The organism is Streptomyces calidiresistens (assembly GCF_014141525.1).
Lineage (GTDB): Bacteria > Actinomycetota > Actinomycetes > Streptomycetales > Streptomycetaceae > Streptomyces > Streptomyces calidiresistens.
Genome location: NZ_VKHS01000040.1, coordinates 1 through 15,185 on the forward strand (window position 1 = coordinate 1; position 15,185 = coordinate 15,185).

At 73.5% G+C, this 15,185-nt stretch carries 14 protein-coding genes and 1 pseudogene; 9 read left to right on the forward strand and 6 right to left on the reverse strand.

Annotation, left to right across the window (positions count from 1 at the left end; genetic code table 11):
* Nucleotides 1-563, reverse strand: a pseudogene (locus FOE67_RS03680) (FUSC family protein); the annotation flags it as partial.
* A gap of 70 nt (nt 564-633) precedes the next feature.
* Here FOE67_RS03680 and FOE67_RS03685 point away from each other — a divergent pair.
* Together FOE67_RS03685 and FOE67_RS03690 are read left to right on the forward strand one after the other, a co-directional pair.
* Nucleotides 634-822, forward strand: a complete 189-nt coding sequence (locus tag FOE67_RS03685; protein ID WP_182660332.1) for a hypothetical protein — start codon at nt 634-636, stop codon at nt 820-822.
* 297 nt (nt 823-1,119) lie between these two features.
* The gene (locus tag FOE67_RS03690; protein ID WP_182660334.1) at nt 1,120-2,403 is read left to right on the forward strand and encodes a glutaminase; all 1,284 of its coding nucleotides are present in this window, start codon (nt 1,120-1,122) and stop codon (nt 2,401-2,403) included.
* A gap of 187 nt (nt 2,404-2,590) precedes the next feature.
* On the opposite strand, the gene FOE67_RS03695 is transcribed toward FOE67_RS03690, so the two are convergent.
* The 3 genes from FOE67_RS03695 to FOE67_RS03705 all read right to left on the reverse strand — a co-directional run bounded on the left by FOE67_RS03695 (nt 2,591) and on the right by FOE67_RS03705 (nt 4,680).
* A complete protein-coding gene (locus FOE67_RS03695; RefSeq protein WP_182660336.1) occupies nt 2,591-3,013 on the reverse strand; it encodes a secondary thiamine-phosphate synthase enzyme YjbQ in 423 nt (140 codons plus the stop codon).
* Between the two features lie 74 nt (nt 3,014-3,087).
* Entirely contained in the window at nt 3,088-4,119 is a 1,032-nt protein-coding gene (locus FOE67_RS03700) for a LacI family DNA-binding transcriptional regulator (RefSeq protein WP_182660338.1), read from the reverse strand.
* Nucleotides 4,120-4,359: 240 nt separating this feature from the next.
* On the reverse strand, nt 4,360-4,680 hold the full coding sequence (locus FOE67_RS03705; protein ID WP_182660340.1) for an L-rhamnose mutarotase: 321 nt from the start codon (nt 4,678-4,680) through the stop codon (nt 4,360-4,362).
* Nucleotides 4,681-4,901: 221 nt separating this feature from the next.
* Here FOE67_RS03705 and rhaI point away from each other — a divergent pair, with 221 nt between their 5' ends.
* The 6 genes from rhaI to FOE67_RS03735 all read left to right on the forward strand — a co-directional run bounded on the left by rhaI (nt 4,902) and on the right by FOE67_RS03735 (nt 12,755).
* Nucleotides 4,902-6,062 (forward strand): L-rhamnose isomerase, encoded by a 1,161-nt coding sequence (rhaI, locus tag FOE67_RS03710; RefSeq protein WP_182660342.1) that lies wholly within the window; start codon nt 4,902-4,904, stop codon nt 6,060-6,062.
* Nucleotides 6,063-6,154: 92 nt separating this feature from the next.
* A complete protein-coding gene (locus FOE67_RS03715) occupies nt 6,155-8,200 on the forward strand; it encodes a bifunctional aldolase/short-chain dehydrogenase (RefSeq protein WP_182660344.1) in 2,046 nt (681 codons plus the stop codon).
* Nucleotides 8,197-9,720, forward strand: coding sequence for a rhamnulokinase (locus FOE67_RS03720; protein ID WP_182660346.1), 1,524 nt, complete (start codon nt 8,197-8,199; stop codon nt 9,718-9,720). Before FOE67_RS03715 ends, FOE67_RS03720 begins: the two co-directional genes overlap by 4 nt.
* Before the next feature lie 4 nt (nt 9,721-9,724).
* Complete coding sequence (locus FOE67_RS03725; RefSeq protein WP_182660356.1) at nt 9,725-10,480, forward strand: (Fe-S)-binding protein; 756 nt, start codon at nt 9,725-9,727, stop codon at nt 10,478-10,480.
* Nucleotides 10,477-12,030: a lactate utilization protein B gene (locus FOE67_RS03730; protein WP_182660348.1), complete on the forward strand. Its 1,554-nt coding sequence runs from the start codon at nt 10,477-10,479 to the stop codon at nt 12,028-12,030. The genes FOE67_RS03725 and FOE67_RS03730 overlap by 4 nt, the downstream gene beginning before the upstream one ends.
* Entirely contained in the window at nt 12,027-12,755 is a 729-nt protein-coding gene (locus FOE67_RS03735) for a LutC/YkgG family protein (protein WP_323384148.1), read from the forward strand. Before FOE67_RS03730 ends, FOE67_RS03735 begins: the two co-directional genes overlap by 4 nt.
* 36 nt (nt 12,756-12,791) lie before the next feature.
* On the opposite strand, the gene FOE67_RS03740 is transcribed toward FOE67_RS03735, so the two are convergent.
* Nucleotides 12,792-13,760, reverse strand: coding sequence for an aldo/keto reductase (locus FOE67_RS03740; protein ID WP_228473510.1), 969 nt, complete (start codon nt 13,758-13,760; stop codon nt 12,792-12,794).
* Between the two features lie 181 nt (nt 13,761-13,941).
* Nucleotides 13,942-14,622, reverse strand: coding sequence for a ThuA domain-containing protein (locus tag FOE67_RS03745; protein WP_182660352.1), 681 nt, complete (start codon nt 14,620-14,622; stop codon nt 13,942-13,944).
* Between the two features lie 143 nt (nt 14,623-14,765).
* Between FOE67_RS03745 and FOE67_RS03750 the strand changes: the two genes are divergently transcribed.
* The gene (locus tag FOE67_RS03750) at nt 14,766-15,182 is read left to right on the forward strand and encodes a VOC family protein (protein ID WP_182660354.1); all 417 of its coding nucleotides are present in this window, start codon (nt 14,766-14,768) and stop codon (nt 15,180-15,182) included.
* Nucleotides 15,183-15,185 lie beyond the last annotated feature (3 nt).

Consider the following 15,185-nt stretch of genomic DNA (forward strand, 5'->3'; position numbering starts at 1 on the left):
GAGGTGTATAAGAGACAGGGGGGCGGGGTGCGGCGCTCCCGGCACCACAGGACGAACCGCACGAGGGCCGCGCAGGCCAGGGCGAGCAGGACGGCGGGAACGAGGCGCGCCAGGTCGGCGGGTGGGGCACCGAGGAACTGGACCGCGAAGAGCATCATGAACGCGAAGATGCCGAGGGCGTTGCCGCGGGGTCCGAAGCGGCGGGCCCAGACACCGACGAAGACGACGAGGAGGAACACGGCCGAGCGGACGAGCGGGTGATCGTGCAGGAAGCACGCCGCCACGAGCACCGGCAGCCCCACGAGGGGGAGCAGGGCCGTGGTCGAGATCTGCCGCCGCACGTCGGGGTCGGTGACCGTGAAGAGGGCCAGCAGCGCCGCCAGGCCGCCCAGCAGCGCGGCCTCCAGGCCGAATCCCGCGAGCAGGACGGCGGTCACCGCGAGACCGGTGCCGAGCACCGCCCGCAGGCCGACGAGCAGGCGTGCCCGGCCGGGGTCGGGGACCCACCACCGTCGCGCCGTGGTCGGCGCCGCCTCCCGCGGTCCCCTACCGTACGACCCCACCGAGCCCCCTTCGCGTCCACATGGTGATACCCGCACAGGAAAGCATTCGATGGGCTCTACAGCCAAATCGGTGGAGAGGGTGGTCGTGAAGGGTCCGGCCGGGGGGATCCGGCGGCCCGGCCGGGGTCCGACCTTCGACGACGGGGTCGAGGAGGTGGTCCACGTGATCGACACGGACAGCGCGTTCGCGGCCCCGGGCGCCGTGCGCGAGGCCGCCTTCGGCACCGGGCGCCCCGGCCGGCGACCACCGTCCCGGTGACGCCCCGGCTCGGGCAGCTCGTGGACCTCGGTCTCACGGTCACGCCGAAGGCGTGGGTGGCGGATCGCGCGCCCGGGTCCATCCCGGCACCCCGTGGAACACCGGCTCGCGGTCTCCGGGTCCCACGGGACACGGCCGCAGTGGTCGGCGATCCGCGGTTGCCCGATCCGCACGGGCCGCTCGGTAGCCTGGCCACGCAACCACCGGGCGTCGTGGATGCGGCCCGGCGACAGGGTGCCGCCCGGAGTCCGGCCGCGCCCCGCGCCGGAAGCCGGTGTTCCGAACGGAGAGACGAAAATGCGGCCCATCATTCCCGATTATCTGGCCGAGGCACTGGGAGACGTGGAGCCGGACACCTCCGGGGAACCGGCGGCCTACATCCCCGAGCTGGCGGCGGCCGACCCCGAGCGGCTGGCCGCTGCCTTCGCCACCGTCGACGGACGGGTCTACGGCGCCGGTGACGTCGACGTCCCGTTCACCATCCAGTCGATCTCCAAGCCGTTCGCCTACGCCCTGGCCCTCGCCGACCGCGGATTCGACCCGGTGCTCGCCAAGGTCGGCGTCGAGCCGTCGGGAGAGGCCTTCAACGAGATCTCCCTCGAAAGCGGCACCGGACGCCCGCTCAATCCCATGATCAACGCCGGTGCCATCACCGTTCACTCCCTGGTCGGTGCGGGGAATCCCGGCCCGGCGGAACGGGTGGAACGCGTCGTCCACGGCCTCTCGGCCTTCGCCGATCGCCGACTGGCGGTGGATGAGGAGGTGTGCGCCTCGGAGATGGAACACGCACACCGCAACCTCGCGATCGCGCACATGCTGCGCAGCCACGACGTCCTCACCGAGGACGCGAGGGGTGTCGTCGACGGCTACACCCGGCAGTGCTCCGTGCTCGTCACCACCCGGGATCTGGCCATGATGGCGGCGACGCTGGCCAATCACGGCGTGAACCCGCTCTCGGGTGAACAGGTGGTGCCGAAACCGGTGGTGCGCCAGGTTCTCAGCGTCATGTTCAGCTGCGGGATGTACGACGCGGCCGGTGACTGGGCGACCCAGGTCGGCATTCCCGCGAAGAGCGGGGTGGCCGGAGGACTGATCGGGGCACTTCCCGGACGCATCGGCATCGCCACGTTCTCACCGCGTCTGGACCGTCACGGCAACAGTGTGCGCGGGGTATCCCTGTTCGAGCGATTCTCCTCGGACATGGGCCTGCATGTGATGGAGGTGCCCTCCCCCGGACGGGCGACCGTACGGTCGAACCACGTCGTCGGCAGCGGACCGGACGCGCTCCGCGTCCTGGAGCTCCAGGGCGGCATCGACTTCGCGGGAGCCGAGCACGTGGTCCGGGAGATCATGGAGACCGCTCCCCCGGAGACCCGGGTGGCCATCGACCTCACCCGCGTCCACGCGATCGACGACGTGGCACGGCGGATGGTGCTGGAGGTCGCGCGTCGGCTGACGCTGGACGACCACGAGGTCCACCTCGTCGACCCGGAGACGATCCTGCCCGATCCCGACCCCGGCGACGGCGGCCGGGTCACCGTCGTCCGCGACGTGGATGGGCTGGGGCTCCCCTCCGCGTGAGCACCGCCCGAAGGGGCACGCCGTCCCCGGCGCAGTCGTCCGTCCGTATCCGGCGGGTCCGCACGACGCGGTGCGCCCCGCGGGGCGCCGTGCAGGCGCGGCCGGACCCCGGCCCCGGTCCGGTCCCGCGACCGGTGTCGGGCCGTCGAACCGGGGCGATCCACGACGGGCGTGCTCCCCTCCCCCGTCACCCCAGGAAGCTCAGCCGCACCCGTCGATCCGGGTTGTCGACGTTGGTGTCCACCAGGCAGACGCTCTGCCAGGTGCCCAGCGCCATCCGACCGCCCACCACCGGAAGGGTGGCGTGGGGCGGGACCAGGGCCGGCAGCACGTGGTCGCGGCCGTGTCCGGGGCTGCCGTGGCGGTGGCGCCAGCGGTCGTCGGCGGGCAGCAGGTCGCGCAGCGCGGCGAGAAGGTCCTCGTCGCTCCCGGCCCCGGTCTCCAGGATCGCGATGCCCGCCGTGGCGTGCGGCACGAAGACGTTGAGCAGGCCGTCGGCACCGGCCGCCTCCTCCGCGAGGAAGGCCTCGCACTCCCCGGTGAGATCGTGGACGGTCTCCCGCCCACCGGTGGTCACCCGCAGCTCCCGGGTGCGCGATCCGACCGTCATCGTCCGCTCCTCCTCCGCCCCGGTTCCCGGGGCCCGCCTCGGTACGTGGTCCCGATGATCCCCCGGGAGGGGTCTCACCGACGGCCGGCGCGCGGACCGAGGCTCGATTCGCGGACGATCAGCTCGGGTTCCAGCACGATGCGCCGGTGCCGGTGCCGGGCGGCGTCCTCGCCGGTCTCCTGCAGCAGCAGTTCGGCGGCCTCGCGCCCCATCCGACCGGCGGGTTGCCGCACCGAGGTCAGCGGCACCGCCGCCGCGGCCGCGAACTCGATGTCGTCGTAGCCGACCATCGCCACGTCCTCGGGCACCCGCACCCCGGCGGCGAAGAAGGCCTGGAGGACCCCCAGGGCCAACAGGTCGTTGGCGCAGAAGACCGCCCCGGGTCGGGGATCGGCGCCCAGCAGCCGGGCGCCGGCGTCCCGTCCGGCGGCGACGTCCAGGCGCTCGGCCTCCAGGTGGCGCAGGTCCTCCGGTCCCAGGCCGGCCTCCTCCAGGGCGAGGAGGGCGCCGGAGAGTCGGTCGCGGCACTGCTGCAGGGACATCGGCCCGCTGACGTAGGTGATCCGCTCGTGCCCCTCGGCCAGCAGGTGGCGGACGGCCAGGGCGCCTCCGCGCACGTCGTCCACCGAGACCGAGCAGCCCTCCGCGCTGGGCAGCACCCGGTCCACCAGGACGAAGGGGATGTTGTGCCGGCGGAAGGCGGTGAGGTTGCGGCCCGTCATGTCGGCGGGGGTGACCAGGACACCGCGCACCCGCTGTTCGGCGAAGAGCGAGAGGTAGTCGGCCTCCTCGGAAACGCTTTGCGCGCTGTTGCAGAGCATGACCCCCAACCCGGAGGCCCGCGCGACGCGTTCGGCGCCCATCGCGACGTCGACGAAGAAGGGGTTGGCCATGTCCAGGACGAGCAGGGCGATGATGCGGCTGCGGCCGGCCCGCAGTTGCCGGGCCGACTCACTGCGCACGTAGCCGAGTTCGCTGATGGCCGCGCGCACCCGGCGGCGGGTGTCCTCGGCGACCATGTGGGGACGGTTGATGACGTTGGAGACCGTTCCCACCGACACGCCGGCCCGTCGGGCGACCTCCTTGATCCCGACCGTGTGCGTCATCGTCCCCGTTCCGTTCTCTCGTCGTGCCCCGCCGGTCGCCCTCGTCGTCCGCCGCCGGGACATGGTAGGCGGCCGGGGGACGCGAGGACACCGGACGATCCCCGAGTCGGCCCCGGAACCACGAATGATCACGAACGGACATCCCCCCACCGTTCGAACCCGATCGGAAGAGTTGTCATCCGTTCGTTTTCGGGGACGGGCCGGAGTTCCGGCAGTCCGGCGCCGCCCGGCCGCGAGCGGTCAGTCCAGGTGGAAGACCTCGGTCAGCGGGCGCATCGCCTCGTCGGGGCCGACCCCGTCGAGTTCCTCGAAGAACTCCGCCATCTCCGCCTGCCAGCGGGCATTGACCTCGGTGCGGGCCATCGCCTCCCGGGCCGCCCCGAAGTCCTCGGTCTCGAGATAGCCCACCAACAGGCCGTCCTCGCGCAGGAAGAGGGAGTAGTTGCGCCACCCCGCCCCGCTCAGCGCCCGGCGCATCTCCGGCCAGACGTCGGCGTGGCGCTCCCGGTACTCCTCCAGCCGGTCCGCGCGAACCTTGAGCAGAAAGCAGATCCGCCGCACGGCACCGCTCCTTCATGAAAGGTTTCATCCATGGGGGACGCAAGCTAGCCGGACCATCACAGCGCGTCAAGATCGGCTGTTCACGGGCGCTCCGGAGATCACTCCCGCCCGGTTCCCGCCCGATGCCCACCGCCGTCTTGACACGACTCCCGGCCCCCTCTTAGCGTCGGGTCAGTGAAACGATTCACAGCGGTGTCCAGCCACCCGGGAGCCCTGATCGCATGACCGCCCCCTCCGCCGTCAAGGCGGCCCTCGCCACCCAGGCCATCGAAACCCCCTCATGGGCCTACGGAAACTCCGGCACCCGGTTCAAGGTATTCGCCCAGGAGGGTGTCCCGCGCACCCCGCGGGAGAAGCTCGAGGACGCCGCCCGGGTGCACGAACTGACCGGCGCCGCCCCCTCGGTGGCCCTGCACATCCCCTGGGACCGGGTCGACGACTACGCGGCCCTGGCGACCTTCGCCAAGGACCTGGGCCTGCGGCTGGGGACGATCAACTCCAACGTCTTCCAGGACGACGACTACCGACTGGGCAGCGTCTGCCACCCCGATCCCCGGGTGCGCCGCAAGGCCCTGGACCACCTGCTCGAGTGCGTGGACATCATGGACGCCACCGGTTCGCGGGATCTGAAGCTGTGGTTCGCCGACGGCACCAACTATCCCGGTCAGGACGACATCCGTGCCCGCCAGGACCGTCTCGCCGAGGCGTTGACCGCCGTGTACGAGCGCCTGGGCGCCGACCAGCGGATGCTGCTGGAGTACAAGTTCTTCGAGCCGGCCTTCTACACCACCGACGTGCCGGACTGGGGCACCGCGTTCTCCCACTGCCTGCGGCTGGGCGAACGGGCGCAGGTCGTGGTGGACACGGGCCACCACGCGCCGGGCACCAACATCGAGTTCATCGTGGCGGTCCTGCTGCGCGAGGGGAGGCTCGGCGGCTTCGACTTCAACTCCCGCTTCTACGCCGACGACGACCTGATGGTCGGCTCCGCCGACCCCTTCCAGCTGTTCCGCATCATGCACGAGGTGATCGGGGGCGGCGGGTTCGTGCCCGAGGTCGCCTTCATGCTGGACCAGTGCCACAACATCGAGCCCAAGATCCCCGCGATCATCCGCTCGGTGATGAACGTCCAGGAGGCCACCGCCAAGGCCCTGCTGGTGGACCGGGAGGCGCTGTCCGTCGCCCAACGGGCCGGTGACGTGCTCGGCGCCAACGCGGTCCTGATGGACGCCTACAACACCGACGTGCGTCCGTTGCTCGCGGAACTGCGCGAGGACCGGGGGTTGGACCCCGACCCCATCGCCGCCTACCGGCGCTCCGGCTGGGCCGAGCGCATCGTCGCCGACCGCCGGGGCGGCGAGCAGGCGGGCTGGGGCGCCTGATCCCGCCGGTCCCGGGCGGCCTGCCGCCCGGGACCGCCCGGGCCCCCGTACCGGCAGCACAGGAAGCCAGGAAGCCAGGAAGCAGGGAGAAGATGACGGACGCCACGCCCCGGCCGGTCACCGAGCTGTTGGAGCGCTCGCACCGACTGGGAGCCGATCCGCGCAACACCAACTACGCCGGCGGCAACACCTCCGCCAAGGGCACCGCCGTCGACCCGGTCACCGGCGCCGACATCGACCTGATGTGGGTCAAGGGCTCCGGGGGCGACCTGGGCACCCTCACCGAGGGGGGCCTGGCCGCGCTGCGGCTGGACCGTCTGCGCGCGCTGACCGGGGTCTACCCCGGGGTGGAGCGCGAGGACGAGATGGTCGCGGCCTTCGACTACTGCCTGCACGGCAGGGGGGGCGCCGCCCCCTCCATCGACACCGCCATGCACGGCCTGGTGGAGGCCGCGCACGTGGACCACCTGCACCCCGACTCCGGCATCGCCCTGGCCTGTGCCGCCGACGGGGAGAAGCTGACCGCCGAGTGCTTCGGCGACCGCGTGGTGTGGGTGCCCTGGCGCCGCCCCGGCTTCCAACTCGGCCTGGACATCGCCGCCGTCAAGGAGGCCAACCCGCGGGCGATCGGTTGCGTCCTGGGCGGCCACGGCATCACCGCCTGGGGCGACACCTCCGAGGAGTGCGAGCGCAACTCCCTGGACATCATCCGCACCGCCGAGCGCTTCATCGCCGAGCGGGGCCGCCCCGAGCCCTTCGGCGCGGTGCGCGAGGAGTGGGCGCCGCTGCCGGAGGAGGAGCGGCGGGCCAGGGCCGCGGCCCTGGCCCCCGTGATCCGGGGCCTGGCCTCCACCGACCGCCCGCAGTTGGGGCACTTCACCGACGACGCGGCGGTGCTGGACTTCCTCTCCCGCGCCGAGCACCCCCGGCTGGCCGCCCTGGGCACCTCCTGCCCCGACCACTTCCTGCGCACCAAGGTGCGGCCGATGGTCCTGGACCTGCCGGCCGACACCCCGCCGGAGCGCGCGGTGGAGCGGCTGCGCGAACTGCACGCGGAGTACCGCGAGGAGTACCGCACCTACTACGAGCGACACGCGACCCCCGACTCCCCCGCCATGCGCGGCGCCGACCCGGCGATCGTGCTGGTCCCCGGCGTCGGGATGTTCTCCTTCGGCAAGGACAAGCAGACCGCCCGGGTGGCCGGCGAGTTCTACGTCAACGCCATCAACGTGATGCGCGGCGCCGAGGCGATCTCCCGGTACGCCCCCATCGAGGAGTCCGAGAAGTTCCGGATCGAGTACTGGGAACTGGAGGAGGCCAAGCTGCGGCGGATGCCGGCGCCCAAGCCGCTGGCGACCCGGGTGGCGCTGGTCACCGGGGCGGCCTCCGGCATCGGCCTGGCCACCGCCCGCCGGCTCGCCGCCGAGGGCGCCTGCGTCGTGGTCGCCGACCTGGACGCCGAGCGCTCCGCCGAGGTGGCCGGGGAGTTGGGCGGCCCGGACCGGGCGGTGGCGGTGGCCACCGACGTCACCTCCGAGGAGGCGATCGCCGAGGCGTTCGCGGTCGGCGCGCTGGCCTTCGGCGGCATCGACCTGGTGGTCAACAACGCGGGCATCTCCGTCTCCAAGTCGCTGACCGAGACCACCGCGGCCGACTGGGACCTGCAGCACCGCATCATGGCACGCGGCTCGTTCCTGGTCTCCCGCGAGGCGGCCCGGATGATGATCGCCCAGGACATGGGCGGGGACATCGTCTACATCGTCTCCAAGAACGGCGTCTTCGCCGGTCCCAACAACATCGCCTACGGCGCCACCAAGGCCGACCAGGCCCATCAGGTGCGGCTGCTCGCCGCCGAACTCGGGGAGCACGGCATCCGGGTCAACGGCGTCAACCCGGACGGTGTGGTGCGCGGCTCCGGCATCTTCGCCGGGGGTTGGGGCGCCGAGCGGGCCGCGGTGTACGGCGTGGAGGAGGAGAGGCTGGGCGAGTTCTACGCGCAGCGGACCCTGCTCAAGCGCGAGGTGCTGCCCGAGCACGTGGCGGCCGCCGTGTACACCCTGACCGCCGGCGACCTGTCGCACACCACCGGCCTGCACATCCCGGTCGACGCGGGCGTCGCCGCGGCCTTCCTGCGATGAGCGGCGCGACCACCGGCCCCCGCCCCGGGGAGTCCCCCCGGGGCGGGGCCTTCGCCGCCGTGGACCTCGGGGCGTCCAGCGGCCGGGTGATGCTCGTGACGGTGGGGGCCGACCGACTGGACCTGCGCGAGGTGCACCGCTTCCCCAACCGTCCGGTGCGGATGGGCCCCACCCTGTACTGGGACATCCCCGGGCTGTACCGCGGCGTGCTGGACGGGCTGCGGGAGGCCGGCCGGATCACCGGCGGCCGGCTGGCCGGCGTGGGGATCGACTCGTGGGCGGTGGACCACGGTCTGCTGGACGCGGACGGCGCCCTGCTGGGCAACCCCGTGCACTACCGGGACGCCCGGATGGAGGGCACGGCGGAGAAGGTGGCGGCCGTGCTGCCGCCCGACCGGCTGTACGCCGCCACCGGCCTGCAGCACCTGCCGTTCAACACGATCTACCAGCTGACGGCGGCGCGCGGTGGCGCCGCGTGGTCGGCCGTCCGGCGGGTGATGCTGATCCCGGATCTGATCGCGTACTGGCTCACCGGGGAGGCCGGCACCGAGCTGACCAACGCCTCCACCACCCAGCTGATCGACCCGCGCACCCGGGACTGGTCCCGGGAGGTGACCGACGCCCTGGACATCGACCCGGGCCTCTTCCCCCCGCTGCGGCGACCCGGCGACCCCGCCGGGCAGCTGCTGCCGCACGTCCTGGCGGAGACCGGCCTGACCGGCCCGGTGCCGGTGATCGCGGTCGGCTCCCACGACACCGCCTCGGCGGTGGTGGGGGTGCCCGTGGACGCGGAGGGGACCGGCCGGCGGTTCGGGTACATCGCCACCGGCACCTGGTCCCTGGCGGGGTTGGAACTCACCGAACCCGTGCTGACCGAGGAGAGCCGGCGGGCGAACTTCACCAACGAGTTGGGCGTGGACGGCACCGTCCGCTACCTGCGCAACATCATGGGCCTGTGGCTGCTCCAGGAGTGCCTGCGCACCTGGGAGGCGGAGGACGGTGCCGCGCCCGACCTGTCGGAACTGCTGGCGGCGGCCGGGCGCGCCGAACCGCTGCGCTCGGTGGTGGACGCCGGGGACGAGTCCCTCATCGCCCCCGGCGACATGCCCGCCCGGATCGCGGAGGCGTGTCGGCGCGGCGGGGAACCGGCGCCCCGGGAGCGGGCGGAGACCGTGCGCTGCGTCCTGGACTCGCTCGCCCTGGCCCACCGCCGCGCCCTGGCGGATGCCGGCCGGCTCGCCGGACACGACATCGACGTGGTGCACGTGGTCGGCGGCGGCGCCCGCAACGAGCTGCTGTGCCGGCTGACCGCCGAGGCGTGCGGCCTGCCGGTGGTGGCCGGTCCCGCCGAGGCCGCCGCGCTGGGCAACGCCCTGGTGCAGGCCCGGGCGACCGGTGTGGTGACCGGCGGGCTCGCCGAGCTGCGGGCCCTGCTGCGGTCCGGGCTGCCGCTGCGGCACCATGAGCCGCGGGGCGGAACGGAGCCCTGGCGGCGGGCGGAGGAGCGACTGCATGGCTGAGCGGATGCGGGTGGGGCTCTTCATCACCTGTGTGAACGACACCCTGTACCCCGACACCGGCCGGGCGGTGGTGACGCTGCTGGAGCGGTTGGGCGTGGAGGTGGGGTTCCCCGAGGCGCAGAGCTGCTGCGGGCAGCCGCAGTTCAACACCGGGTACCGGAGCGAGACCGAGCCGCTGGTGCGCAGGTACGCGGAGGCCTTCGCCGGATACGACCACATCGTGACCCCCTCGGGCTCCTGCGCCGCGATGGTGCGCGACCACCACCCGGGGTTCGCGGTGCCGGGCGCGGCGGACGCCGCGCGACGGACACTGGAGCTGACCGAGTTCCTGGTGGATGTCCTGGGGGTGACCGACGTGGGGGCGTACTACCCGCACACCGTGACCTACCACCCCACCTGCCACGGGCTGCGGGCCCTGGGACTGGGGGACCGGCCCCGCCGGCTGTTGGAGCGGGTGCGCGGCCTGGAGCTGGTGGAGCTGCCCGGCGCCGAGGAGTGCTGTGGTTTCGGCGGCACCTTCGCGGTGAAGAACGCCGCGGTGTCCACCTCGATGGGCCGGGACAAGGCCCGGGCGGTGGTCTCCACCGGTGCCTCGGCGGTGTGCACGGTGGACAACTCCTGCCTGATGCACATCGGCGGCGTGCTGCGGCGGGCCGGATCCCCGGTCCGCCCGGTGCACCTGGCGGAGATCCTCGCCTCCACCGGGGAGAGCGCGGGCGCGACGGGGCACGGGACGGGGACGCGGGGGGCGATCCGATGAGCGGCACCTTCCTCGGCATGCCCCGTCGGGCCGTGCCCGGCAACCGGCCCGGGGCCCCGCGCGACTTCCCCACCGCCGCCGAGGCGGCCGGCCGGAACACCACCCTGCTCGAAAACCTGCGGCACGCCACCCACACCATCCGGGACAAGCGGGCCCGCGCGGTCGCCGAACTGTCCGACTGGCCGGAGTTGCGCGCGGCCGGTGCCGCGATCAAGGACGAGGTGCTGCTGCGGCTGGACGATCACCTGGAGCGGCTGGAGGAGGCGGTGACCGCCGCGGGCGGCACCGTGCACTGGGCCGCGGACGCGGACGAGGCCAACCGCATCGTCACCGAGTTGGTGCACGCCACCGGCGAGACCGAGGCGATCAAGGTCAAGTCGATGGCCACCCAGGAGATCGGGCTGAACGAGGCCCTGGCCGGGGCCGGCATCACCGCCTACGAGACCGACCTCGCCGAACTGATCGTGCAGCTCGGCGACGACCTGCCCTCCCACATCCTGGTACCGGCCATCCACCGCAACCGGGCGGAGATCCGGGACATCTTCCGCGAGCGGATGGGCGAGTGGGGTCGGGCGGCCCCCGGCGACCTCACCGACCGACCGGCCGAACTCGCCGAGGCGGCCCGCCTGCACCTGCGGGAGAAGTTCCTGCGGGCGCGGGTGGGGATCTCCGGGGCCAATTTCATGGTCGCCGAGACCGGCACGATGGTGGTCGTGGAGTCCGAGGGCAACGGACGGATGTGCCTCACGCTGCCCGAGACGCTGATCTCGGTGGTGGGCATCGAGAAGGTGGTGCCGACCTGGCGGGATCTGGAGGTCTTCCTGCAGTTGCTGCCGCGCTCCTCCACCGCCGAACGGATGAACCCGTACACCACCATGTGGACGGGCACCACCGAGGGCGACGGCCCCCGCGAGTTCCACCTGGTGCTGCTGGACAACGGCCGTACCGACGTGTTGGCCGACACCGTGGGTCGCCAGGCCCTGCGCTGCATTCGCTGTTCCGCGTGCCTGAACGTCTGTCCGGTCTACGAGCGGGCCGGCGGCCACGCCTACGGTTCGGCCTATCCGGGCCCGATCGGGGCGATCCTCACCCCCCAGCTCCGGGGCGTCGGAAGCGAGCTGGACGCCTCGCTGCCGTACGCCTCCTCGTTGTGCGGGGCCTGCTACGAGGTCTGCCCGGTGGCCATCGACATCCCCCGGGTGCTGGTGCACCTGCGTGAACGGGTGGTCGAGGGCGGCGAGGTGACCGTACGCGGCAGCCGGGTGCGGCTGAGGCCGGCGCGCGGGCACGCCGCCGAACGGGCCGTGATGCGGGCCGCCCGGTGGGCACTGGACCACCCCGGCGTGGTGCGCGCCGGGCAGCGGGCCGCCGGGCGCACCCGCCGGCTGCACCCGCGTCGGCTGCCCGGCCCGGGCGCGGCGTGGACGGCGAGCCGGGATCTGCCGGAGGTGCCCGCGGAGTCCTTCCGCCGGTGGTGGCGGCGCACCCGGGAGGCGGGCGCCGGCGGCGGCACCGCGAGTGGCGACGGACAGCGGGAGGACCGGTCGTGAGCGATCACGCGCGCGCGGCGGGAACCGCGCACGGCAGTCGCGAGGTGGTGCTCGGCCGGATCCGGCGCGCCCTCGGGGGCACCGGCCCGGGCGCGGGGGTTCCGCCGGTGCCCCGGCGGTACCTCGCCTCCCATCTCCCCGAGGGCCCCGACCGGGCGGCGACCGCGGTGGAGCTGCTGGCGGAGAACCTGGCCGACTACCGGGCCCTGGTGCACCGGGTGGAGCCGGAGGGCCTGCCGGCGCTGATCGCCCGGCTGCTGGCGGCGCGCGGGGCGCGGAGCGCGGTCGTCCCGCCGGGGGTCCCGGACGCCTGGCTGCCGGCGGACATCACCCGGGTGGCGGACGATCCCGCCATCGGCGCCGCCGAACTGGACGCCGTGGACTCGGTGGTCACCGGGTGCGCCCTGGCGATCGCGGAGACCGGCACCATCGTGCTGGACGGCTCCCCCGACCAGGGGCGGCGGCGGATCACCCTGATCCCGGACCACCACCTGTGCGTGGTGCGGGTGCCGGACCAGGTGGTGGCGTCGCTGCCGGAGGCGATGCCCCGGCTGGTGCCGCACCGTCCGCAGACCTGGATCTCCGGGCCCTCCGCCACCAGCGACATCGAACTGGACCGGGTGGAGGGCGTGCACGGCCCCCGGGTGCTGGAGGTGGTGCTGGTCGGCCCCACCGGGAACGGCGGGACCGCCGATCCGGCCCCGCCGGGGACGACGGGGCCCTGAGGCGCCCCGGTCGGTCCACGGGCGGGGCCGGCCGGGTCACTCCAGCAGTTCGGGCCCCATGATCCGGTCGATCTCGGCGAGTTCGCCGAAGGTGAGCGGCCCCGACTCGATCGCCGCGAGGTTCTGGTCCAGCTGGGCCACGCTGCCGGCGCCGATCAGCACCGAGACCACCCGCGGGTCGCGCAGCACCCACGCCAGGGCGAGCTGGGCGAGGGTCTGCCCCCTCCCCCGGGCGAAGGCGTCGAGGGAGCGCAGCATCTCCAGGCGGCTGTCGGTCAGTGCCTCGGGGCGCAGGAAACGGGCCTGCGCCATGCGGGAGTCGGCGGGTACCTCGCCGGTCAGGTAGCGGTCGGTCAGCAGTCCCTGGGCCAGCGGGGAGTAGGCGATCAGGGCGGTGCCGGTGTCGCCGACGGCGTCCAGGACCTCGTCCTCCAGCCGACGGTCGATCATGTTGTACGCCGACTGGTGGATCAGCAGGGGGGTGCCCATGGAGCGCAGGATCTGCACCGCGCGCCGGTGCTGGTCGGCGGGGTAGTTGGAGATCCCGACGTACAGCGCCTTGCCCTGCCGCACGGCGGTGTCCAGCGCGCCGAGGGTCTCCTCCAGGGGGGTCTCGGGGTCGAAGCGGTGGGAGTAGAAGACATCCACGTACTCCAGACCCATCCGCTTCAGCGACTGGTCGAGGCTGGCCAGGAGGTACTTGCGCGAACCCCATTCGCCGTAGGGGCCGGGCCACATGTCGTAGCCCGCCTTGGTGGCGATGAAGAGCTCGTCCCGGTAGGGACGGAGGTCCTGCGCGAAGAGGGTGCCGAAGTTGGCCTCGGCCGAGCCGTAGGGGGGGCCGTAGTTGTTGGCCAGGTCGATGTGGGTGACGCCGCGGTCGAAGGCCCGGCGCAGCACGGCGCGCTGGGTCTCCAGCGGGGTGGCGTCCCCGAAGTTGTGCCACAGTCCCAGGGAGACGGCGGGCAGCAGTACCCCGCTGCGACCGCACCGGCGGTACTGCATGGTGGAGTAGCGGTCCTCGGCGGCGGTGTATCGGCTCACCCGGTGGTCTCCTCGACGTGCGTGCGGAGGGGCGGGGAACGGCGGGGACCCGCCCCGGGGCATCGTCTCACGTCGTGTTTCGCCCCTGCGCGTCTCCCGGCCCGCGGCGTCCGGGGCGGGGAAGGCCCGCCCCTCGCCGGGCTCACGACGGTTCGGCGCCACCGGCCCAACGGATCCCGCCCAGCACGTGGGCCCGGAAGAGCGGGTCGCCCCAGCACTCCACGGTGTGGCCGAGGGCGGTGTGGAAGGAACGGCCGCCGGTGTCCTCGTGGCACCACACCAGGGGTCGGTCGGCGCCGGGGGTGCCACCGCGGAAGGTGCTCCCGTCGGCCGAGGCGAGCATCCTGACCCGGCCGCGCGGGTTGCGGTCGAAGGCGTACCACTCGTCGGTGAACTCCCAGCGGGCGGGCAGGTGCGCGGTGGCCGGATGGTCCCGGTCCTCCACGACCACCACGCCGGGCTGGAGTTCGGGGTGTTCGGTGAAGCGGGCCCCCACCAGGCGGCCGTACCAGGGCCAGCCGTACTCGGTGCAGCTCGCGGCGTGGATCCCGACGAAACCGCCTCCCGCGCCCTGGTGGGCGCGCAGGGCCGTCCGGGCGGCGTCGGTGAGGACCTCCCCGCTGGTGGAGAGGAAGACGACCACGGGGTGGTGCGGCAGTTCGGCCGTCAGCTCGCCGGGGTCCTCGGTGGCGGTGACCCGGAAGCCGTGCCCGGCACCCAGTTCGTGCAGCGCCGCCACGGCGTGCGGGATCGACTCGTGCCGGTAGTCGGCGGTGCGGGAGTAGACCAGGACCGGTCCGGGACCGGGGGGTTCGGGGGTCATGCCGTCATGCTAGGGCGCGTCGGGCGGGCGGCCCCGGGGAGGTTCCCGCGAGCCGGCGCACCCCGTGCCGGGCATGATCCACCCGACGCGGGGTACGGGGCCCGCGACCGCATGGGCGGTCGGAACGACGCGACGGAGGCGGGATGAGCGCGGAGCAGCGGGGCGACGCCCCGGCCACTTTCCGGAACCTCACCCTGGAGGCACTGGACCACCAGCGGCTCGCCGATTGGTGGTGCGAGGCCCTGGGATACCGGCGCCGGGAGCAGTGGGCCGGGGAGGCGCAGCCGCGCCCGGCGGAGTGGCCGGTGGCCATCCACGACCCGGGGGGCGAGGGGCCGACCATCTGGATCACGCCGGTCGGGGAACGGGCCGCGAGCCGGAATCCCGTCCGGCTGGACGTGTGGGGCGACACCGGGCGCCTGCTGGCGATGGGCGCGACCATGGTCTCCGAACGCGAGGGCGCCCGGGACTGGGACGTGCTGGCCGATCCGGAGGGCAACGAGTTCCTGGTGTTCCCGCCGCCGGAGGGGGGCATCCCCGTCCACCCGGGCGTGCGCTGACCC